Raw genomic sequence first — 21057 nt, 5'->3', positions numbered from 1 at the left:
GGCGGCCGAGACCGGCGCGCGACCCGCGCGGAGCCGCCCCTGGAGGCGACGCTCGCCCTCGCCCGCGGCCTGCTGCCGGCCGGCGGCCACCTCGTCATCGCCAGCGCCCTGGACGATCCCGGCCCGGGCTTCGACGAGCTCCTGACCCTGCTCGCCGAGCGGATCGCGATCCGGCTGATCCTGGTCAGCGACGCCTTCGAGCGCGCCCGGCCGCCGGGCTACTACCCCTTCGCCCTCGCGGATGGCCGCCGCGGGACCGCGCTGCCGACCGTGCCGCCGACTGTGCCGCCGACCGGGGCCGGGACGGCGGGGGAATCCGCCGAGGCCCGGCTCGCCGCCTACGCCCGCCGCGGCATCGCGGGCGTGCGCCTCGACGTCGAGACCGGCCCGGAGGCCTACGCGCCGCTCATGGAGCGCCTCGATGCGGTGCTGTGAGGCCGGACCCGGCGACCCGATCGGCGGCGCAATCCGATGAATCCCGTCGTGCCCGCCGAGATCCCCCTGTCCCTCGACCAGCTCCGGGGCCTGCACCTGCCCGGCGGCGCCGCGGGCGCCGTGCAGGGCGAGGTCGTGGCGGCGGCCGCCCTGGGCTTCCTCGCCGCCCTGCTGGTGGGGCTCGTGCGCTACGGGCGCGGCCGGGCGCGCGACACCCTGCGCCGGGCGGCGCTCGCCGAGCTCGCCCGGAGCCGCGGCCTCGGCCCGGAGGCGCGCCTCGTCGCCCAGGCCCGGCTGCTGCGCCGCCTCGACCGGTCCCTCGACCGGTCCGGCGGGGCCGGGACCGGGGCGACCGGCGCGGCCTGGGCGACGCGGCTCGACGGGCTGTTCCGGACCGACTTCTTCACCCGGGGCGCCGGCCGGGTGCTCGCCGACGGGCTGTACCGGCGGCAGGATCCCGACCTCGACGCCCTCGACGCCGCGCTCGCCCGCCTGATCGGGCGGCTGCGGGCATGAGCGGCGTCCTGCCCGCGTGGCTCAGCGCGCTCCTGTCGGCCTTCGACTTCGCCGCGCCCTGGGCGCTGCTGGCGCTGCCCCTGCCGCTGCTGGCCGCGCGCCTGATCCCCGCGGAGCCGGAGGGCGGCAGCGGCGCCCTGCGCGTGCCCGCCACCCTGGTGGCCGGGGCGCGCTCGGGCGCCGACCGCGCGGCCCGGGGCCGGCGGCGGGCCCTGCTCACCTGGACGCTCTGGATCGCCCTGGTGGCGGCCCTGTCGGGCCCGCGCCTCGTCATGCCGGCGGCCGCGCTCCCGGCCTCGGGCCGCGAGATCATGATCGCCATGGACCTGTCGGGCTCGATGGAGCGGCGCGACTTCGCCCTCGACGGCGAGACCGTGAACCGGCTCACCGCGGTCAAGCGCGTCGGCACCGACTTCATCCGGCGCCGGGCCGGGGACCGGATCGGCCTCGTGATCTTCGCCGACCAGGCCTACGTGGCGGCGGCGCCGAGCTTCGACACCGCGGCGGTCGCCCGGGCGCTGGACGAGGCGACGATCGGCATCAGCGGCCGCTCCACCGGCATCGGCGACGGCCTCGGGCTCGCCCTGCGCCGGCTGGACCCGCGGGACGCGGGGGGCGAGGCCGCGTCCGGGAGCAAGCCCGGCGAGAAGCCCGCGAAGGCCGTGATCCTGCTCTCGGACGGCGCCAACAATGCCGGCCAGACCGCCCCCAAGGACGTGGCGGAGCTCGCCCGGGAGCTGGGCATCAAGGTCTACACCATCGCGCTGGGCCCCCGCGACATGGCCGACGCCGACGGCGAGCAGGACGTGGTCGACACCGAGACCCTGCGCGACATGGCCCGGGCCAGCGGCGGCGAGGCGTTCCGGGTGCGCACCACCGAGGACCTCGTGCGGGTCGCCGACGCCATCGACCGGCTGGAGGGCGGCCGCGCCCTGGCGCCGCCCCTGCCGCTCCGCCGGGACCTGTGGCCCTGGCCGGCCGCCCTGGCGCTGCTGGCCGCCGCGGCGCTGCTCGCCAGCCGGAGGGGGGCGTGATGGTTCGTTACCGCGCCTGTCCGACCATCCCCCTGATCCCGAGGTGCGAGTGCGGCGAGCCTCGAAGGAGGGTTCCGGACGTCGCGCGTCTGGCTGGAGGGCTCCTTCGAGGCCTCCGCCGCGCTCCGGCAGCTCAGGATGCGGTGGTCTGGGCGGGAGCACCCACCCGATGAGCGCCCTCGACGCCGTCGCGCTGCTGCGCCCCTGGTGGTTCCTGGCGATCCCGGTCGTCGCCCTGCTGGCGCTCCGCGCCGCGTGGCGCTCGGCGCCGCTCGGCGACTGGGCCCGGGCGGTCGACCCGGCGCTGATGGCCCACCTCGCCCGGACCGGCGCGGTGCTCGGCGGACGGCGGCGGGCGAACCGCGCCGCGGCGCTCGCGGCCGGGCTGATCGCCCTCGCGCTCACCGGCCCGGCGGTGGAGCGCGCCGACGGGCGCACCTTCCGCAACCTCGACGAGACCGTGCTCGTCGTCGACCTGTCGCGCTCGGTCACCGAGGGCGGCAACCTCCAGGGCGTCCGGCAGGCCGCCGCCGCCGTGGCGGAGGCCGCCGGCACCCGTCCGGTCGCCCTCGTGGTCTACGCGGGCGACGCCTACCTCGCCGCCTCCCCGACCACGGACCGCGACAGCCTCGGCACCACCCTGTTCGCCCTCGACGCCGACACGGTGCCGGACCGCGGCTCCCACCCCGAGCGCGGGCTGGCGCTGGCCCGCCGCACCCTCGCGGAGGCCAACGTGGTGGCGGCCGACGTGGTGCTGATCAGCGACGGCGACGGCGTCGGCGAGGCCGCCACCCGCGAGGCCCGCGCCATCGCCGAGCACGGCTGGCGGCTCCAGGCCCTGTTCGTCCCGACCGACAAGCCGCTGCCGCCCGGCGCCCCGAAGCCCGACCGGACCGCCCTCGACGCCCTGGCCCGGGCCGGCGGCGGCACGACCGCCGACATCGCGACCCCGGGCCCGGTGCTCGACGCGGTCGGGGCCGGCCTCGCCCAGCACCTCGCGGCGGGCGGCTACGGCGTCCTGGCCTACGCGGATCTCGGGCGCTGGCTGCTGCTGCTGGCGGCCCTGCCGGCCCTGCTGCTGTTCCGCAGGAGCGCGTGATGCGGAGCGCCCGATGCGGCTGACCCTCCCCGAGACCGGCCTCGCCGCCCCGCTCCGGGCCGGCCTGCCGCCGCGCTGGCGGCGTCTCGCCCGCGTCGCCGGCCTCGCCCTCGCCGGGATCGGCCTCCTGGCGCTGCTCGCGGTCTCGCAGCCCCGCACCGGCTTCGGCCGGCTGCTGATGGGCCTCGGCCTGCCGGGCCTCGCCGCGGACGTGTTCGTCGATCCGGCCTGGCGCGCCGCCGCGCTCTACGAGGCCGGCCGCTACGGGGACGCGATCGCGCTGTTCCGCGCCGGCGGCCGTCGGGCGAGCTACAATCTCGGCAACGCGCTGGCCAAGGCCGGCGACCTCGACGGGGCGCTCGCGGCCTACGACGAGGCCCTGCGCTTCAACCCCCGCGACGCCGACGCCCAGGCCAACCGCTCGCTGATCGCGCGGATGCGCGCCGAGGTGATCGACCGCGGGCCCGGCGGCGGCATCGCCAACGGCACCGCCCAGTACGGCGCCCGCTACAACAACACCGCCAATCAGGACCAGAACAACGACATCAACGCCGCCTCCAGCGGCGAGGGCCTCGCCGGCAACAAGGAGTCGAACGCCAGCGCGTCGCTGCCCGGCAACAGCAAGGTCGCGCGCCGCGGCAAGGCCGAGCAGCAGTCGATCGACGCCGGCAAGGGCCAGGCCCGGGGCTCGGCCGGCGACGCGGCCGGACGCGGCCGGACCGGCGGCGGCGCCGCCATGGTGGCCGAGGCGCCCGAGCGCGAGGTCCGCCGGGTGACCAAGAGCTTCGAGGCGCACGAGATCCGCCCGGACCGGCTCTGGCTCCAGACCCTGCCGGACGATCCCGGCCGCTATCTCAAGCTGCGCCTGCGCGCCGAGCAGACCCGCCGGGTCGAGGCCGGCACCGCGATTCCCGCCGGGAGCAACCCGTGGTGAGTTTTCTCGGGGTTTCCGGGAGGCGCGTCCGCGCCCTCCTCCTCCTCGCCCCCCTCCTCGCCCCCCTCCCCGCCCCCCTGCCCGCCCGGGCCGAGATCGAGCCGGGCGACCTCACCCTGACGGTGACCGCGGAGCTCAACGGCAACAGCGCCCCCTTCCCCCGCGAGATGGTGCTGCTGAAGATCCACGGGGTCTACAAGCAGCCGATCCTGCTCGAGGAGGTGGTGCAGCCCTCCCTCGCCAACTTCTCCTGGACGCAGCTCGGCCGCGACCACTGGAGCCGGACCAAGCTCGCCGACGGCCAGAGCGCCATCGCGTTCGACCGCACCGTGGCGGTCTTCCCGCACCATGCCGGCCAGTTCACCATCGAGCCGTTCGTCCACAAACTCACCGTCAACGATGTCGGCGAGCGGCGGGTGGTCGAGGTCCGCTCGAAGCCGATCCCCTTCCCGGTCGCGTCGTGGACCGAGCCCACCGGCGGCCCCGACGCCAAGGAGCCCTGGTGGCTGCCCGCCAAGGACGTGGCGATCACCGATTCCTGGAGCCCGGACCCCGAGACCATCAAGGTCGGCGAGACCACCCGCCGGATCGTCACCCTGGAGGCGCAGGGCATGGTCGCCGAGGGCCTGCCGCCCCGGCCGGTCATGCGCACCCGCGGCATCATCACCTTCGCGGGGCCCGTCACCCGCGAGACCCTGCTGACGCCCTCGGGCCCCGTGGCCCGGGCCACCTACCAGTGGGACGTGAAGCCCGGCGTGCCGGAGATCATCCCCCTCGACGCGATCGCGATCCCGTGGTTCGACACCAACACCCGCACGATGCGCGAGACCGAGATCCCGGCCCGGCAGATCGGCGGCGGCCTGCCCGACCGCGACACCGAGCGGGCGCCCCCCGCGATCCCCTCGCCCCTCGTGGTCGCCGCCGCGGCGCTCGCCGCCTTCGGGCTGGGCCTCGCGCTGATCGGCTTCGGCCTCGGACGGCCGCGCCTGCGCCTCTCCGGTGCGGCGCGGCGCTCCTTACGCGCGGCGGCCCGCGCCGGCGACCCGGCCCGGTTCCGCGCGGCCCTCGACGCGGCCCTGCGGGAATCCCCCGACCTCGCCCGGACCTGGCGGGCACGGCCCGACCTCGCGGCCGCCTTCGCGGCCCTCGACCGGGCGGTCTTCGGCGCGGCGGGCGCTCCGGTCCCCGATCTCCGGGCCCTGTCCCGGACCCTGTCGCGCGCCGAGCCGGGCGAAGCCGCCGCCCCGGCGCCGGAGCGGCTCGCACCGCTCGACGGCCCGGTCCGCTGAGCGCGGCGCGGCTCCGCAGCTCGTGAAGGCGCGGGCGGGAACGCCCGCCGGGATCGTGATTTGGGCTGCCGGCACCGACCGCCACCGGAGATCCCCATGCCCGCGACCCCGCACAGATCCGCCCGCGCCGCGACCGTCGCCCTCGGAACCGTCCTCGGAACCGTCCTCGTCACCGCCCTCGTCCTGCCGGCCGCGCTGCCGTCGGCGGCCCTCGCCCGGTCCTCCGGCACCGAGCGCGCGCTGAAGATGGTCGACACCGACCACGATGGCACGATCGACCTCGCCGAGGCCCAGGCCGCCGCCGGCAAGGTCTTCGACGCCGCCGAGACCGACAAGGACGGCACCGTCGACGCCCAAGAATTGAAGGGCCGGCTCAGCAAGAAGGACCTGAAAGCCGCCGACACCGATTCCGACGGCACGCTCGACCGCAAGGAGTACCTCGCCCTGGTCGAGCAGCGCTTCAAGGCAGCCGATCCCGACAACGACGGCACCCTCGACGCCAGGGAGCTCAAGTCCCCGGCGGGGCGCAGCCTGCTGCAGCTCCTGAAGTAAGCCCGCTTCCCGGACCCGTCGCCGTTGCACAGTTCATGAGCAAGTATTATTCCTGTGCAACGGCTCACGTTCTGAGCAGGCATCAATATTTTGCACTATCTTGCGTCATCTGAATTGGCCTCGTAGGTTTCGGTTATCCGAGCGGCAAAGCATCGGGTGAACCACCAGGGAGGAGCGCGATGGCACGCGCCAACGAGGTCAAGGACAGGTTCCGCGCGCGGCTGCAGGCGGCCGACGAGCGCAGCAACGACTTCCGGCGGAAGCTGCTCGAGGACGGGTCCCGGGCGCTTCAGCCCGTCATGGGCGTGCTGAACCTGATGGCCGAGGTCCTCAACGAGGAGGACAACGTGCACGGCAGCATCACCGGCCTCGAGGCGAAGATCGATCAGGACAACTTCATCAGCCTGTGCGCGCAGCTGCGCGGCACCGAGTCCGAGCAGAAGATCAAGATCAAGTACGGTCCGGAACTGGGCGGCAGCAACTACATCTCGGTCTCGGGCCTGAACCAGCGCTACAACGAGCGCCTCGTGCCGGGAGCGGCGAGCTGCTCCATCGGCCGGACGGTCGGCAGCGACATCCAGCTCGACGAGCACCGGGGCGACGAGCTGGCCGAGGTGGTGCGCGAGGTCGTCGAGGACTTCTACGCCGCCCAGATCGAGCAGCGCAGCCACTTCGCCTTCGCGCGCTGAGGCCCGCGGCTCCGCGAACCGACCCGCGGACCGCCCCGGACCCCGCCGAAGGGCTGAGCCCTTCGGAGACCCCGTCTCAGTCCGCGATGAACTTCAGCCGGTGGTCGCGGTAGAGGTCGACGATCGCGGCCGCGGTCTCCTCGATGGAGCGGCGGGTCACGTCGATCGTCGGCCAGCGGTTCTTGGTGAACAGCCGGCGGGACATCGTGATCTCGTCCGCCACCGCCGACCGGTCGACGTAGAGGGACGATTCGTCGGCGTTCAGGCTCGACAGCCGGTTCTGCCGGATCTGCACGATGCGCTCCGGCGAGGCGAACAGGCCGACCACGAGGGGCTTGCGGGCCCGCTCGATCGCCGGCGGCAGCGGCATGCCCGGCACCAGCGGCAGGTTGGTGGTCTTGAGGCCGCGATTGGCGAGGTAGATCGAGGTCGGCGTCTTCGACGTCCGGCTGACGCCGAGCAGGATCACGTCGGCCTCCTCCAGATCGTCCGGCAGGTTGCCGTCGTCGTGGGCCAGCGTGAAGTTCATCGCGTCGATGCGCTTGAAGTACTCGGCGTTCAGCATGTGCTGGGCGCCGGGCCGCGCCGTGGTCTCGGCGCCCAGATAGGCGCGCAGCAGGTCGTGGACCGGCCGCAGGACCGACAGGCAGGGCGAGCCGGTCTCGCGGGCCACCTCCTCCAGCCGCTCGCCGAGATCGCCCCCCACCAGCGTGTAGAGGACGAGGCCCGGCGCGGCCCGGATCTCCGAGATCACCCGGTCGAGCTGCGCGGCCGAGCGCACCAGCGGGTAGACGTGCTCGATCGCCGACACGCCCTCGTACTGGGCGGCGGCCGCGCGCCCGACATTGATCAGCGTCTCGCCGGTGGAGTCGGAGACGAGGTGGAGGTGGAAGTAGCTGCGGCCCATTCCGATCGCCTCTGCGGTCGACCTCTCGGCCGACTGTGCGGCCGCCTCGCGCGGCGCCCACGTTGTCCACCGCCGGCCGCCAGGGGAGTCGATGAGTGTGGATAGGATGCCCCGCCGGGCCGGTCCAGGGCGATCCCGGTGCGCGCTGTCGACTCCGCCGTTCACAGGCAGACGATCGGGACGCGCCGAATCCGGCTCTCTGGACGAATCGGTCGCGAATCCGGCGCCCGTACACGACTCGGCGTTGCCAAGGCGCTGTCGGACCATCCGGTTCTCGCAAGTTGGCGGAAATCCTTTAAAGCCCCGTTAACGGCGCGGCGTCGGGGACCGCCTGTGGACGCTTTTGTGCCCCCGAGATTCGGCCCCCCAAGAGAAAAAACAGACTCCAAGATTCTCTCTTATCTTTTCGAAGGGGCCTGTGTGGGGATCGGCGCGCCTCGACTCGACAGGACGCCCGCCGACGGGCATGCGGGGTGAGGGATACGGGATGGGAGCGACCATGACGGGGACGGAGCGCGAGCCCGAGCGGGAGACGTCCGGGACGACGTCCGAGCGCAAGGTGCTGCGCGTCCTCGAGGGCGAGGCGATCGGGCCGCCCCCCGCCTGGATGATGCGCCAGGCCGGGCGCTACCTGCCGGAATACCGGGCGACGCGCGCCGAGGCCGGCTCGTTCCTCGACCTCTGCTACAGCCCGGACTTCGCCGTCGAGGTGACGCTCCAGCCGATCCGCCGCTTCGGCTTCGACGCGGCGATCCTGTTCTCCGACATCCTGGTCGTCCCCCACGCGCTCGGCCAGGACGTGCGCTTCGTGGAGGGCGAGGGCCCCCGGCTCGACCCCCTCGACGGACGGGCGGCGTTCGCGCGCCTGCGCGAGGCCGGCGACCCGGCGGTGATGAGCCACCTCGCGCCGGTCTTCGAGACCGTGACGCGGCTGCGCGCCGAGCTTCCGGGCGAGACCACGCTGCTCGGCTTCTGCGGCGCCCCCTGGACGGTGGCGAGCTACATGATCGGCGGCCGCGGCACGCCGGACCTCGCCCCCGCGCGGGCGCTGGCCGAGGGCGACACCGCCCTGGTCGACACCCTGATCGACCGCCTCGTCGCCGTGCAGACCGAGTACCTCGTGCGCCAGCTCGAGGCCGGCGCCGACGCGGTGCAGATCTTCGAGTCCCACGCCGGCACCCTGCCGCTTGCCGTTCCGGCTCCCGGCGGCACGGTCGAGCCCGTCGGCGACGTCGCCGAGAGCGCCCTGCCGGGTGCGGCCGCGGCGGACGCCCTCACCCGCTGGTCGCTGCGGCCGATCGCCCGGATGGTGGCGGGCGTCCGCGCCCGGGTGCCGGGGGCCAAGATCATCGTGTTCGCCCGCGGCTCGGGCCTCGACGGCCACGCCCGGGTGGTGCCGGAGACCGGCGCCGACGCCGTCGGCGTCGACTGGGGCGTGGATCTGAAGGCCCTGCGGCAGACGGTGCCGGCCGCGACGGTGACGCAGGGCAACCTGCATCCCGAAACGCTGATCGCGGGCGGCGCGGCCCTCGACGCGGCGGTGGACGCGGTGCTCGAGGCGACCGCCGGCCTGCCGCACATCTTCAACCTCGGCCACGGCATCACGCCGCAGACGCCGGTGGCCCATGTCGAGCGGATGCTCGCGCGGCTGCGCGGCCAGGGCTGAGGTCGGGCGCGTGCTGTACGACTGGATCAAGGCCCTCCACGTCATCAGCCTGATCGCCTGGATGGCCGGGATGCTCTACCTGCCCCGGCTGTTCGTCTACCACGCGAGCCTGCCGCCCGGCGCGGAGGCGCAGTCGGCGACCTTCAAGGTCATGGAGCGCCGCCTGCTCAAGGCGATCATGAACCCCGCGATGATCGCTACCTGGGCGTTCGGGCTGGCGCTCGCCTGGATGAGCGGCTTCTACGCGAGCGTCTGGCTGCAGGCGAAGTTCGTGCTGGTGCTGGCGATGTCGGGCATCCACGGCTGGCTCGCCCGGATGGTCAAGGATTTCGCCGCCGACCGGAACACCCGCGGCCACAAGTTCTACCGGGTGCTCAACGAGGTGCCGACGCTGCTGATGATCGGCATCGTCATCCTGGCGATCGTCAAGCCGGGCCTCTGATCCCGGGATCCCGTGATCCCAGGCGTCTGCCCCGGCGGTCGGAGCCTTTTCGCCGCCGGTCCGTTGGGAGGCCATGTCGAAGCCCCTCGTCCTCGCCCTCGCCGCCCTCGCGGGTCCGGTCGCCGGCGCGATCACCGCGCCGCCCGCCCGGGCGGCGAGCTTCCCGTGCGACAGGGCCGAGGCCCCCGACGAGAGGGCGATCTGCGCGCATCTCCCCCTCAACGACAGGGACGTCGAGATGGCGACCCGGTTCGAGATCCTGAAGAGCGTGCTGCCGATGGGCGGCCAGGCCAAGCTGCGCGACGACCAGGAGGCGTGGCTGACGGAGCGTCGCGCCTGCGGCGGCGACGTCGGCTGCCTGACGGCCGCCTACGACGCCCGGCTGAAGGTCCTGCGCGGGGTCCTGGCGGAATTCGCCAAGCAGGGCCCGTGAGGTCCCGCGCTCAGGCCGCGCGCGGCAGGGCCGCGGCGTCGACGCGGCAATCCGGCCGGCACGCCGCCACGCAGGCGCGCGCCAGCGCCTCGGTGGCGTCCACCAGCCGGCCCGACGGGTCGCTCCCGGCGAGCGCGATCGGGATCTCCGTGCAGGCCATCACCACCCGGTCGCAGCCGGCCTCCGCCAGCGCCCGGACCTGCGCTTCCAGGAGCGGCCGCGCCTCGGCCACCCGGTGCGCCTTCACCAGGCGGATCGCCGCCGCCACGGCGGCCTGACCCTCCGGATCGGGCCCGAGGCAGGTGAGGCCGCGCCGCGCCAGCCGCTCCCGATAGAGCCCGGCCCGCAGGGTGCCGTCGGTCGCGAGCAGGCCGATCCGGCCGCCGGTTCCGGCCCCCGCCAGCGGCTCGGCCAGGGTCTCGGCCACGGCGTCGACGATGTGGAGGATCGGCAGGGCCGTCCCCGCCTGCAGCGCCGCGTGCCAGTGATGGGCCGTGTTGCAGGGGATCGCGATCCGGGTGGCGCCGCCGGCCTCGAGCCGCGCCAGGGCGGCGCGCATCGCCGGCAGCGGGTCCGGGCCGGCGCCCAGGATCGCGTCGGCGCGGTCGGGGATGTCGACGGCCGAGCAGACCAGGGTCGGGATGTGGTCCTGGTCGCGCCCCGCGGGCGTCGCCCGCACGAGCTTGGCCAGGAAGTCCACCGTGGCCATCGGGCCCATCCCGCCGAGTACACCGAGCATCGCCGCCTCCGACCGTCGCGACGCCCTGATGGGCCGCGGCGGGGCGGGAATCCAATGCCGTGTCGGCACCGGCCATGCCGATCCGGCACCGGGCGCGCGGCGGTTCCTAGGGTTCGGCCGCGAGGGCGGCCGCCGCGGCCCAGACCGCCTCGACCGCGCCGCCGCGGCCGGCCCGGCGGTAGAGCCGGATCTCCAGCGCCGTGCCCGGCCCGGCCGCCACGAGGCTGCCGTCGGCGAGTTCGCGGGCGACGAGGCTCTCGGGCAGCCAGGCGCGGCCGTGGCCTTCAAGAACCATGAACTTCAGGGCCTCCGCCATGGCGTTCTCGTTGACGTGGGCGGCCGCCGCCCCGTCGCCGGCCAGCGCCGCGACCCGGCCCAGGAACGAGTCCCGGGGATAGCCGAGCCCGGGCCGGTCCGCGGCCGGCCCCGGCCGGTGCACGGGCACGAGGCTGTCCCGGCCGATGGCGAGGTGCGGGAAGGCGGCCGGGTCCAGGGGGATCGGCACCAGCGGATGGTGGTAGGTCAGCAGCAGGTCGTAGCCGCCCTCGGCCAGGGCCTGCACGCAGGCGTGGAAATCATCGGGCAGCAGCCGGCTGCCGAGCGGCCCGGTGCGGGCCTCGACGTCCCGGAACCAGCGCGGGAAGACGGTCAGCGCCAGGGTGTGGAGCGCCGCCACCGACACGGTCCGGGGCGGCGGCCGGATCCGGGCCCGGAGCGCGTCGCGGCTGGCGTGGAGCCGCCGCACGGTCTCCTCGGCGGTCTCCAGGAACAGCCGGCCCTCCGGCGTCAGCGCGGTCGGGTAGGTGCTGCGGTCGACCAGCGCGACGCCGAGCCAGCCCTCCAGCGCCCGGATGCGGCGGCCGAAGGCCGGCTGGGTGACGTGGCGCTCGACCGCCGAGCGCGAGAAGCTGCCGGTGCGCGCGAGGCTCAGGAAGTCCTCGAGCCATTTCAGCTCCATCGCGCGACGGTCTCAGAGCCGCGCCAGCAGCCGCTCCGCCAGCGGGTTCTCGGCCGCGAAGGCGTAGTCGACCCGCCGCACCGTCACGGCCCGCGCGCCGGCCTCGACCAGGGCGCCGGCCAGCTCGAACACCGCGGCCTCGGGACAGCGCAGGACGATCTCGCCGTCGGGGGCGCGCGGAGCGCCGTAGGGCAGCTCGGCCTCGTGCAGGCCGGCCAGGGTGGCGAGGTCGATCGTGCCGCTCTCCGGCAGGGCGGCGCGCACCTCCCGGGTGGTCCGGGCGCGCTCCTCGGCGGCGATGCGGCCGAGCACGGTGCGGAGCGCCGCCCGCTGGCCCTCGCCCCAGGGCGCCCTGAGCGAGGCGACGAGGTTCGCCTCCGAGCGCAGGATGATGCCGTCGTCCAGCACCTTGAGGGCGTTGGCCGAGAGCGTCGCCCCCGTGGTGGTGATGTCGACCACGATCTCGGCCGAGCCCGCGGCCGGCGCCCCCTCGGTGGCGCCCAGGCTCTCGACGATCCGGTAATCGGCGACGCCCTTCTCGGCGAAGAACCGGCGGGTCAGGTTCACGTACTTGGTGGCGACGCGCAGGCGCCGGCCGTGACGGGTCCGCATGCCAGCCGCGACCTCGTCGAGGTCGGACATGTCGCGCACGTCGATCCAGGCCTGGGGCACCGCCACCACCACGGTGGCGTTGCCGAAGCCGAGCGGCGTCAGCAGCTCGACCTGGCCGCGCACGTCCGGCAGGGTCTCGCGGATCAGGTCCTCGCCGGTGACGCCGAGATGGGCGGCGCCCGAGGCGAGCTGCGCGGCGATCTCGGAGGCCGAGAGGTAGCGCACCTCGACGTCGGGCACGCCGATGAGCTTGCCCCGGTAGTCGCGGGCGCCGGCGCCCTGCGCGAGCTTGAGGCCCGCGCGGCCGAAGAACGCGCTGGCATTCTCCTGCAGGCGACCCTTGGACGGGACGGCGAGGATCAGCGGCATGGCGGCCGCGTCCGAGGCACTCATCGGCCGGCTCCCGCGACGCGCTCGATCCAGAAGGTGCAGCCGACCGCGGGCAGCGGCGCCGGGCTGCCGAGATGGCCGAGCAGGCCGTCGTAGCGGCCGCCGCCGACCAGGGTCGGGCCGTCCCGCTCGGTCACCTCGAAGATGAAGCCGGTGTAGTAGTCGAGGTTGCGGGCGAAGCCGCCCTGGAAGCGGAAGCGCTCGATCGGCAGGCCGCGGGCCGCGATGAAGCCGGTGCGCTCCTCGAACAGGTCGAGGGCGGCCGCGAGGGCGTCGTGCCGGATGCCCGCGTCGGCGACGAGCGCCCGCAGGTCGCGGGCGGCGGCGTCCGGGTGGCCGGCGATCGCCCGGTAGCGGTCGAGGAGCGCGCGGTTCTCGGCGTTGAGCCCGGCCCCGCCATGGGCCTGCGCGGCGGCCTTGGCGAGGAAGCGCTCGGCGATCTCGCCGGCGCTGCGCCCGCCCACCGCCGAGATCCCGGCGATGGCCAGCACGTCCTCCACGAAGGCGCGCACCCCGCGCGGGTCCTGGCCCTGGATCGCCGCCAGCAGGCCGGCGTGGGGATCCTCCGGACGGGTGCCCTCGGCGCCGTTGGTCACGGCGTCCAGCGAGCGCCCGGCGGCGAGCGCCCGGAGCGTCCGGCGCTTGGCGGCGGGCGGGACCGCGAGCCCGTCGAGGAGCGCCACGGTCAGGCCCATGTCGCCGAGCCGCACCGCCGGGTCGGTCCGGCCGAACAGCGCGAGGCCCTCCAGGGCGAGGCCCAGCACCTCGGCGTCGGCCGCCGGCGTGTCGGTCCGCCCGATCGACTCGATGCCGGCCTGGAAGAACTCGTCGGGCTCGTCGGCGGCGAGCCGGAAGACCGGGCCGCAATAGCTGTAATCGGCCGCCTGCCCGTCGGCTTCCGCCCGGTGCAGGCGGCAGACCGGAATGGTGAACTCGGGCCGCAGGCACAGCTCGGCGCCGCCCGCGTCCTGGGTGACGAAGATCCGCCGGCGGATATCCTCGCCCGACAGTTCGAGGAACGGCTCCAGCGGTTGCAGCACCGGCGGCGTCACCGGCCGGTAGCCCGCCGCCGCCAGATGCGCGGAGAGCCGCGCGCGCGCCGCGTCCCCCGCCCCCGTCTCGCCCGCCTCCGGTCGTGTCATCGCGATCCACCTCGCGGGGCAATCCACCTCGCGGGCGCTCTGTAGCAACCGCGACCGGACTTGGCGACACTCGGCGCGGCGAGACGTGCCGCGGCGCCGCGCCGGCGCGCCGCGCAGGACTGCGCAGTCCCGCGCCGGGACCCGCTATCCGCTACGGAATCAAGGACGTGACCGGCCTCACAGCGGCCTCAGAGCGGCCGGAGGCTGCCGAGGCGCGCGCCGCGCGGGCGCCGGGCCGGCTTGCGGCGGGCGAGCACGGTCAGGGCGGGCGCCCCCGCGATCCCGGCGCTCAGGATCGGCGCGCTGCCGGTCCCGGGCGTGGCCTGCGCGACGGCGCTGGGCAGCCGGCCGAGGACCGGCCGCGCGGCCCAGACGGGTCCCGCGCCGGCGCAGATCAGGCCGGCCGACAGGACGAGGATCTTCGCGCGCATCCCGACATCTCCGCGGCACCGACCGACGACAACGCCGCCGGAGCCCCTGCGTTCGACGCGCGGTTCGGGGCGCGGTTCGAGGCGCGGTTCGAACCGCGCGTGTCTCAGATCTCGGTTGACGGAAAATGCCGGCTCAGCACGGCGCGGACCTGCGCCACCAAGTCGGCCTCGGGACACGAGACCTGCGCGGGCCGCGCCGCCTTCCACTCGGCGTTGCTGGCGATGGACTCGGCCGCCTGGGCGCCCGCGATCAGGTCCTTGATCTGGACCTCGCCGGCCAGGCGCTCGTTCGAGCCCTGGATCACCGCCACGGGCGCGCGGCGGCGGTCGGCGTACTTCATCTGCGCCTTCATGCCGGCGGCACCGAGGTAGAGCTCGGCCCGGATGCCGTCGGCGCGCAGGAGCGCGACGAGCCGCTGGTAATCGGCCATGTTCTCCCGGTCGAGGACCAGCACCACCACCGGCCCGGGGGCCTCGGCACCGGCGATCAGGGGGCTGCCCACGAGCTGGAGCGCCGAGAACAGCCGCGAGACGCCGATCGAGAAGCCGGTGGCCGGCACCGGCTCGGCCCGGAACCGCCCGACGAGGCCGTCGTAGCGCCCGCCGCCCGCGACCGAGCCGAAGCGCACGGTCTGGCCGTCCTCGTTGGTGACGGGAAACGTCAGCTCGGCCTCGTAGACCGGCCCGGTGTAGTATTCGAGCCCGCGCACCACGCTCGGATCGGCCCGGATCACGTCGTGGCCGTAGCCGGCGGCGGCGCAGAGGCGCATGATCGCGTGCAGCTCGGCGATGCCTTCCCGGCCAGTCTCCGAGTCGCCGACCGCGTCGTGCCAGCCGGCGAAGAACTTCTCCCAGAACGCCACCTTGTCGGCACCGTCGCCGGCATCCGCCTGGAACGACACGTAGGCGAGGATCCGGCCGATCGCCGCCGCGTCGAGGCCCGCGCCCTTGGTGAAGTCGCCGCTCTCGTCCTTGCGGCCGGACCCGAGCAGGTCGCGCACCCCGTCGACGCCGAGCCGGTCGAGCTTGTCGATCGCCCGCAGCACGGTGAGGCGCTGGCCGGCCTTGTCGGGACCGGCGAGCCCGATCGCCTCCATGACGCCGTCGAGCACCTTCCGGTTGTTGACCTTGACCACGTACTGACCGCCGAGCCCGAGCCGGTTCAGCGTGTCGGCCATCAGCATGCAGGTCTCGGCATCGGCCGCGACGCTGCCGGCGCCGACGATGTCGGCGTCGAACTGCATGAACTGGCGGAAGCGGCCCGGCCCCGGCTTCTCGTTGCGGAAGACGTAGCCGGCCCGGTAGCTCCGATAGGGCTTGGGCAGGGCGTCGTAGTTCTCGGCCACGAAGCGGGCCAGTGGCGCCGTCAGGTCGTAGCGGAGCGACAGCCACGCCTCGTCGTCGTCCTGGAACGAGAACACGCCGGCGTTCGGGCGGTCGAGGTCGGGCAGGAACTTGCCCAGGGCCTCGGTGTACTCGACGAAGGGCGTCTCCAGGGCCTCGAACCCGTAGAGCTCGAAGCTCTTGCGGATCGTCTCCAGCATCCGGCCCTGCGCGGCGATCTCGCCGGCGCGGCGGTCGACGAAGCCGCGCGGCAGGCGGGGCTTCAGGGTGTCGGCCTTCTCGGCCTTCGGGGTGTCGGGCTTGGACATGGGTGCATTCGCTTCTCGCGGACCCGGAATCCGGGTCCCGCATCGAATCTTCGATCGTCTCCGGCGGGCGGAGATCCTGCGGCCGGGCTCTAGAGCATGCCGGGCGAAAGGGGAATTCGGTTTGCGGGCTCGCCCGGCACCCGACCATCCCGGGCAGGACGGCGCCGTCGCCCTCGCGAGCGGAGCCATCCAGGACCGCGCCGCGCCGGTCGAGGTCGCGCGGCCCCGGCTCACCTCGCTGCGCCGGTGGCGACGTGTGGGGCGCGTCAGCCGACGCGTCGATGCGGGAGCCGTGTCGGACGCGCGCCGCGCACCGGACCGGGGCGCGGTTCGCTCGGCGAGAACTCAGTACGGCGCGGTCAGCTTGAGCCAGAGCAGGGCCGCGAGACTCACCACGGCGATCGGCATCTGCAGCGGGCGCAGGCGGGCATGCGACAGGGGCACCTCGCCGGCGCGCGCCGCGATCGGATCGAGGATCCCGATGGCGGCGTAGCCGAGGATCAGCATCGCGAGCGCCGGCACCGCCTTGCCCATCACCGCCGCGAACAGGCTGCCCAGCCCGAGGCCGTAGAGGACCAGCATGGTGACGATCTGCGACACCTGCGGCCCGCCCTCGGTCCGGAAGCTGACGCCGCGGCGCACGCCGGCCAGGAACAGCAGGATCGAGGCGGCGTAGAGCAGGGTGAACAGCGCCACGAGGTAGTCGAGGGGCTTGCCGTTCAGCCACCACGCCACGGCGGTGCCGACGGCGATCGGCAGCATCGGGCCGAAGCCGAAGACGATCTCGAGCCAGGGAATCCGGCGCGGCTCGTGCGTGGTGAGGGTGCGTCCGGTGGCGTCGTCGCGCATGGCGGTCTGGGGGAACTCTCGATTCGGCGGTCTGCTGCGCCGCAGCACCGGGACAGGGAACGGCCGCGCGTCGGCCCGGTTCCGAGAGACGGCCCGAGCTCGGCGCGACACGTCCTGTGTAGCGCCGGCACGGCCCTCCCGCGAGGCCCTGCCGGTCGCCCGGCCCGTCGCCGCGCCGTCGGGATCCCGGTCCACCACCCCGGGCCCTTGAGTGCGGGCGAAAAAGGCGTTATCTGTGTGGGGCCCTCATCACAAGGTCTGCGCCGCAGCGCGCCCGTGAGCCGCGAGGGTCCTGCCTCATCGGTTTCGCCAACCTGACCCCGGGCCCCTCGCCGCAGCGCGGCCCGCTCTCCGGTGCCCATCCCCCGGGCACCTGGCACTGAACCGGCCCTCCCACCTACTCCGTCGGTCTCAAGATACCCCCATGACGCCAAATCCCGACGCCCTCGCCGACGACATCGAGACCGCGGAGTCGGCCGATGTGTCCGCCGATCGCCCCACCATGCCGGCCGCCCTCGAGGGCGTCCGCGAGGTCAAGCTCCAGGACCTCAAATCGAAGACGCCGACCGACCTGACGGCCTTCGCCGAGGAGGTCGAGGTCGAGAACGCCTCGACCATGCGCAAGCAGGAGCTGATGTTCGCCATCCTGAAGCAGCTCGCTGCCAAGGAGGTCGAGATCATCGGGTCGGGCACCGTCGAGGTGCTGCAGGACGGCTTCGGCTTCCTGCGCTCCTCCGACTCGAACTACCTGCCCGGCCCGGACGACATCTACATCTCGCCGACCCAGATCCGCCGCTTCGGCCTGCGGACCGGCGACACCGTCGAGGGCCCGATCCGCGGCCCCAAGGACGGCGAGCGCTACTTCGCGCTGCTCAAGGTCAACACGATCAACTTCGAGAACCCGGAGAAGATCAAGCACAAGGTCCACTTCGACAACCTGACGCCGCTCTTCCCGACGAAGCGGTTCAAGCTCGAGCTGGACAACCCGACCAAGAAGGACTTCTCGCCGCGGATCATCGACATCGTGGCGCCGATCGGCAAGGGCCAGCGCGCCCTGATCGTGGCGCCGCCGCGCACGGGTAAGACCGTGCTGATGCAGAACATCGCCCAGTCGATCACCCTCAACCACCCCGAGTGCTACCTGATCGTGCTGCTCATCGACGAGCGGCCCGAGGAGGTCACCGACATGCAGCGCTCGGTGAAGGGCGAGGTCATCGCCTCGACCTTCGACGAGCCGGCCACCCGCCACGTGCAGGTCGCCGAGATGGTGATCGAGAAGGCCAAGCGCCTCGTGGAGCACGGGCGCGACGTGGTGATCCTCTTGGACTCCATCACCCGCCTCGGACGCGCCTATAACACCGTGGTGCCGTCCTCCGGCAAGGTGCTGACCGGCGGTGTCGACGCCAACGCCCTGCAGCGGCCCAAGCGCTTCTTCGGCGCGGCCCGCAACATCGAGGAGGGCGGCTCGCTCTCGATCATCGCCACGGCGCTGATCGACACCGGCTCGCGCATGGACGAGGTGATCTTCGAGGAGTTCAAGGGCACCGGCAACTCCGAGATCATCCTGGACCGCAAGGTCTCCGACAAGCGCATCTTCCCGGCGATCGACATCACCCGCTCGGGCACCCGCAAGGAGGAGCTGCTGGTCCCGCCGGACTCGCTCAAGAAAACCTACGTGCTGCGCCGCATCCTCAACCCGATGGGCGTCACCGACGCGATCGAGTTCCTGCTCGACAAGCTGCGCCAGACCAAGAGCAACAGCGACTTCTTCGACTCGATGAACACCTGAGGCCATCCCCGGTCGCGGGCATCACCGCCGTCCTCGCGAGCGGAGCGAAGCGATCCAGGCAGCGCCACGGTGGTGAGCCGCGCGCGGCCCCGGGTCACGTCGCTGCGCTCGCCATGACGACGCGGGCGGCCTCCGCCGCGCTCCGGCACCTGAGGATTGAGGAGAGGCTTGGACGTCGGTTGCGCCCGCCGCGCGGAACGCCGCGACGCCTGTCCCGCAGCGGCACGAAACGCGATTCCGGCCCGATCGGGCCGTTGACCTTCCCCTAACCGGTCCCTGCCAGGATCATCACCGGGCGCCAGGTTGCGTATCGGCGCCGCGACAGCCCCGCCGCCCGGTCGATCCCGGCGGCGGGGCTCGTCGCAGCCCAGCGCGCGTCTTGCACAGATCCCCGGATCCGTGACACTGGCGCGATGCCCCGCTCGCCCTGGACCGGTCCGCAACCGCTCCTCCTCGCCTCGACCAGCCCGACCCGGCGCCTCCTGCTGGAGAGCGCCGCCCTGCCGGTCGAGACCGCGTCGCCCGACGTCGACGAGCGCGCCCTGGAAGCGGCGCGCCCCGGCCTGTCCCCGCCCGACCTCGCCCTTGCGCTCGCGCGCGCCAAGGCCGAGGCGGTGGCGGCACGCTTCCCGGGGCGGATCGTGCTCGGCGCGGACCAAGTGCTCGATTGCGACGGCACGGTGTTCCACAAGCCGGCCGATGCCGAGGCCGCCCGGGCGCAGCTCGCCCGTCTGTCCGGCCGGACCCACGCCCTGCATTCCGCCGTGGCGCTGGCGGGGGCGGTCGCGGACGCCTTCGTGGAGACCGCCCGGCTGACCCTGCGCCCTCTCGATGAACGGGCGATCGCGGCCTATGTGGACTGCGCTGGCGCGGAGCGCGTGCGGTCGAGCGTCGGCGGCTACCAGCTCGAAGGGCCGGGGATCCACCTGTTCGAATCGGTGGCCGGGGACCACAGCACCGTGCTGGGCCTGCCGCTGCTGCCGCTCCTCGCGCGGCTCCGCGCCGCCGGCTACTTGGCCTTCTGAGGGAAAAGCTCTTGGCCGGACACGATCATTCGCACGGCGGCCACGGGCACGGGAGCCATGCCCACGGAAGTCATGCCCACGGGGGCCACGCCCATGGCGGCCTCGGCGGCCACGCGCACGCGCCGAAGGATTTCGGCACGGCCTTCGCCATCGGCATCGTGCTCAACACCGCCTTCGTGGTGATCGAGGCGGTCTACGGCTATCTCAGCAACTCGATGTCGCTGGTGGCCGATGCCGGCCACAACCTGTCGGACGTTCTGGGCCTCGCGGCCGCCTGGATCGCCGCGATCCTGGTGCGCCGCCGCGCGAGCGCGCGCTTCACCTACGGCTACCGCGGCTCCTCGATCCTGGCGGCCCTGTTCAACGCCGTGTTCCTGCTCATCGCCATGGGAGCGGTGATCTGGGAGGCGCTGGTCCGGCTGGTCCACCCGGAGCCCGTCGCGGGCACGACCGTGATGGTGGTGGCCGCGGTGGGGATCCTGGTCAACGGCCTCACCGCGTGGCTCTTCGCCAGCGGAGCCAAGGGCGACATCAACGTCCGCGGGGCGTTCCTCCACATGGTGGCCGACGCCGCCGTCTCGGCCGGGGTCGTGGTGGCGGGCCTCGTGATCCAGCTCACCGGCCTCGCCTGGCTCGACCCGGCGGTCAGCCTCGTCATCGCCGCCCTAGTGGTCTGGGCGACCTGGGGCCTGCTGCGCGACAGCGTGGCCATGTCCCTCGACGCCGTGCCGCCGGAGATCTCCCCGGACGCGGTGACCGACTTCCTCCTCGAACGGCCGGGCGTCGCCGGCCTCCACGACCTGCATATCTGGCCCATGAGCACCACCAGCGTCGCCCTCACGGTCCATCTCGTGATGCAGGAGGGTCATCAGGCCCACCGCCTGCCCGGCAACGGCTTCCTCACCGACACCGCCGAGGGCCTGCGCGCTCGGTTCGGCATCGGCCACGCCACCCTCCAGGTCGAGGAGGCCGGCGGTCCGGCCTGCCGCCTCGCGCAGGATTGCGCGGCGTGAGCGTCGCGACCCCCCGCGCCTTCGTGGTCGGCCACCCGATCGCCCACTCGCGCTCGCCGCTGATCCACGGCCACTGGCTCGCCGTGCACGGGATCCCGGGCTCCTACGAGCGGCTCGACGTGCCGCCGGCGGCGTTCCCGGACTTCGTCCGGGGCCTGCCGGATTCGGGCTTCCAGGGCGGCAACGTCACGATCCCCCACAAGGAGGCGGCCTTCGCGCTGGCCGACACCCTGACGCCGCGGGCCCGGGCGATCGGCGCGGTCAACACCCTGGTGGTCGGGCCGGACGGCCGGATCCGCGGCGACAACACCGACGCGCCGGGCTTCTGCGCCCATCTCGACCACAGCCTGGGCGCGGCCTGGCCGGAACGCGCGGGCGGCACCGCCCTGGTGCTCGGCGCCGGCGGCGCGGCGCGGGCGGTCGTGGTCGGGCTCGCCGAGCGCGGCCTGCGGCGCGTCTGG

At 74.0% G+C, this 21057-nt stretch carries 22 protein-coding genes and 1 pseudogene; 15 read left to right on the top strand and 8 right to left on the bottom strand.

The window, feature by feature from the left end; translation table 11 throughout:
• From ME121_RS29590 to ME121_RS29555, 8 genes and pseudogenes are all read left to right on the top strand, one after another.
• Positions 1 to 435: pseudogene (locus ME121_RS29590) on the top strand (DUF58 domain-containing protein); the annotation flags it as partial.
• Between the two features lie 36 nt (positions 436 to 471).
• Complete coding sequence (locus tag ME121_RS29585; protein WP_059410085.1) at positions 472 to 951, top strand: DUF4381 family protein; 480 nt, start codon at positions 472 to 474, stop codon at positions 949 to 951.
• On the top strand, positions 948 to 1985 hold the full coding sequence (locus ME121_RS29580) for a VWA domain-containing protein (protein ID WP_012321226.1): 1038 nt from the start codon (positions 948 to 950) through the stop codon (positions 1983 to 1985). Before ME121_RS29585 ends, ME121_RS29580 begins: the two co-directional genes overlap by 4 nt.
• A 169-nt stretch (positions 1986 to 2154) precedes the next feature.
• The gene (locus ME121_RS29575; protein ID WP_059410084.1) at positions 2155 to 3084 is read left to right on the top strand and encodes a VWA domain-containing protein; all 930 of its coding nucleotides are present in this window, start codon (positions 2155 to 2157) and stop codon (positions 3082 to 3084) included.
• Between the two features lie 13 nt (positions 3085 to 3097).
• A complete protein-coding gene (locus tag ME121_RS29570; RefSeq protein WP_012321224.1) occupies positions 3098 to 4018 on the top strand; it encodes a tetratricopeptide repeat protein in 921 nt (306 codons plus the stop codon).
• Positions 4012 to 5307, top strand: coding sequence for a BatD family protein (locus tag ME121_RS29565; RefSeq protein WP_041372392.1), 1296 nt, complete (start codon positions 4012 to 4014; stop codon positions 5305 to 5307). The genes ME121_RS29570 and ME121_RS29565 overlap by 7 nt, the downstream gene beginning before the upstream one ends.
• Before the next feature lie 96 nt (positions 5308 to 5403).
• Positions 5404 to 5859, top strand: coding sequence for a lanmodulin LanM (gene lanM / locus ME121_RS29560; RefSeq protein ID WP_043074545.1), 456 nt, complete (start codon positions 5404 to 5406; stop codon positions 5857 to 5859).
• Positions 5860 to 6038: 179 nt separating this feature from the next.
• Positions 6039 to 6548 (top strand): hypothetical protein, encoded by a 510-nt coding sequence (locus ME121_RS29555; RefSeq protein WP_012321221.1) that lies wholly within the window; start codon positions 6039 to 6041, stop codon positions 6546 to 6548.
• Positions 6549 to 6624: 76 nt separating this feature from the next.
• Here the strand turns inward: ME121_RS29555 and ME121_RS29550 are convergent, their stop codons facing one another.
• A complete protein-coding gene (locus ME121_RS29550) occupies positions 6625 to 7455 on the bottom strand; it encodes a pyruvate, water dikinase regulatory protein (RefSeq protein ID WP_012321220.1) in 831 nt (276 codons plus the stop codon).
• A gap of 499 nt (positions 7456 to 7954) precedes the next feature.
• Between ME121_RS29550 and ME121_RS29545 the strand changes: the two genes are divergently transcribed.
• From ME121_RS29545 to ME121_RS29535, 3 genes are all read left to right on the top strand, one after another.
• Entirely contained in the window at positions 7955 to 9121 is a 1167-nt protein-coding gene (locus tag ME121_RS29545; protein ID WP_043343884.1) for a uroporphyrinogen decarboxylase, read from the top strand.
• Positions 9122 to 9131: 10 nt separating this feature from the next.
• The gene (gene hemJ / locus ME121_RS29540; protein WP_012321218.1) at positions 9132 to 9563 is read left to right on the top strand and encodes a protoporphyrinogen oxidase HemJ; all 432 of its coding nucleotides are present in this window, start codon (positions 9132 to 9134) and stop codon (positions 9561 to 9563) included.
• 73 nt (positions 9564 to 9636) lie between these two features.
• Positions 9637 to 9996 (top strand): lysozyme inhibitor LprI family protein, encoded by a 360-nt coding sequence (locus tag ME121_RS29535; RefSeq protein ID WP_179239969.1) that lies wholly within the window; start codon positions 9637 to 9639, stop codon positions 9994 to 9996.
• 10 nt (positions 9997 to 10006) lie between these two features.
• Here ME121_RS29535 and cuyB read toward each other — a convergent pair whose 3' ends face one another.
• The 7 genes from cuyB to ME121_RS29500 all read right to left on the bottom strand — a co-directional run bounded on the left by cuyB (position 10007) and on the right by ME121_RS29500 (position 16769).
• Complete coding sequence (gene cuyB, locus ME121_RS29530) at positions 10007 to 10735, bottom strand: cysteate racemase (protein ID WP_059410083.1); 729 nt, start codon at positions 10733 to 10735, stop codon at positions 10007 to 10009.
• 106 nt (positions 10736 to 10841) lie between these two features.
• Positions 10842 to 11693 carry a LysR family transcriptional regulator gene (locus tag ME121_RS29525; RefSeq protein ID WP_059410082.1) on the bottom strand — a complete coding sequence of 284 codons (852 nt, stop codon included), beginning with the start codon at positions 11691 to 11693 and terminating at the stop codon, positions 10842 to 10844.
• Between the two features lie 12 nt (positions 11694 to 11705).
• The gene (gene hisG, locus ME121_RS29520; RefSeq protein WP_043074544.1) at positions 11706 to 12698 is read right to left on the bottom strand and encodes an ATP phosphoribosyltransferase; all 993 of its coding nucleotides are present in this window, start codon (positions 12696 to 12698) and stop codon (positions 11706 to 11708) included.
• Positions 12695 to 13837, bottom strand: coding sequence for an ATP phosphoribosyltransferase regulatory subunit (locus ME121_RS29515; RefSeq protein ID WP_012321213.1), 1143 nt, complete (start codon positions 13835 to 13837; stop codon positions 12695 to 12697). Before ME121_RS29515 ends, hisG begins: the two co-directional genes overlap by 4 nt.
• A gap of 188 nt (positions 13838 to 14025) precedes the next feature.
• Positions 14026 to 14268 carry a hypothetical protein gene (locus ME121_RS29510; RefSeq protein ID WP_012321212.1) on the bottom strand — a complete coding sequence of 81 codons (243 nt, stop codon included), beginning with the start codon at positions 14266 to 14268 and terminating at the stop codon, positions 14026 to 14028.
• 104 nt (positions 14269 to 14372) lie between these two features.
• Positions 14373 to 15920 carry a histidine--tRNA ligase gene (gene hisS / locus ME121_RS29505; RefSeq protein WP_012321211.1) on the bottom strand — a complete coding sequence of 516 codons (1548 nt, stop codon included), beginning with the start codon at positions 15918 to 15920 and terminating at the stop codon, positions 14373 to 14375.
• Positions 15921 to 16265: 345 nt separating this feature from the next.
• Positions 16266 to 16769, bottom strand: coding sequence for a DUF3429 domain-containing protein (locus ME121_RS29500; protein ID WP_012321210.1), 504 nt, complete (start codon positions 16767 to 16769; stop codon positions 16266 to 16268).
• A 424-nt stretch (positions 16770 to 17193) separates the two neighbouring features.
• Here ME121_RS29500 and rho point away from each other — a divergent pair, with 424 nt between their 5' ends.
• The 4 genes from rho to ME121_RS29480 all read left to right on the top strand — a co-directional run.
• The gene (gene rho / locus ME121_RS29495; RefSeq protein WP_024828867.1) at positions 17194 to 18558 is read left to right on the top strand and encodes a transcription termination factor Rho; all 1365 of its coding nucleotides are present in this window, start codon (positions 17194 to 17196) and stop codon (positions 18556 to 18558) included.
• Positions 18559 to 18971: 413 nt separating this feature from the next.
• On the top strand, positions 18972 to 19583 hold the full coding sequence (locus ME121_RS29490; protein WP_012321208.1) for a Maf family protein: 612 nt from the start codon (positions 18972 to 18974) through the stop codon (positions 19581 to 19583).
• 11 nt (positions 19584 to 19594) lie between these two features.
• Positions 19595 to 20596 (top strand): cation diffusion facilitator family transporter, encoded by a 1002-nt coding sequence (locus ME121_RS29485; RefSeq protein WP_012321207.1) that lies wholly within the window; start codon positions 19595 to 19597, stop codon positions 20594 to 20596.
• On the top strand, positions 20593 to 21057 hold a 465-nt coding region (locus ME121_RS29480; RefSeq protein WP_491892900.1), incomplete at its 3' end, for a shikimate dehydrogenase. The genes ME121_RS29485 and ME121_RS29480, both read left to right, overlap by 4 nt.

The organism is Methylobacterium sp. ME121 (assembly GCF_000974725.1).
Lineage (GTDB): Bacteria > Pseudomonadota > Alphaproteobacteria > Rhizobiales > Beijerinckiaceae > Methylobacterium > Methylobacterium radiotolerans.
This window is presented reverse-complemented; position numbering and strand designations above follow the sequence as displayed.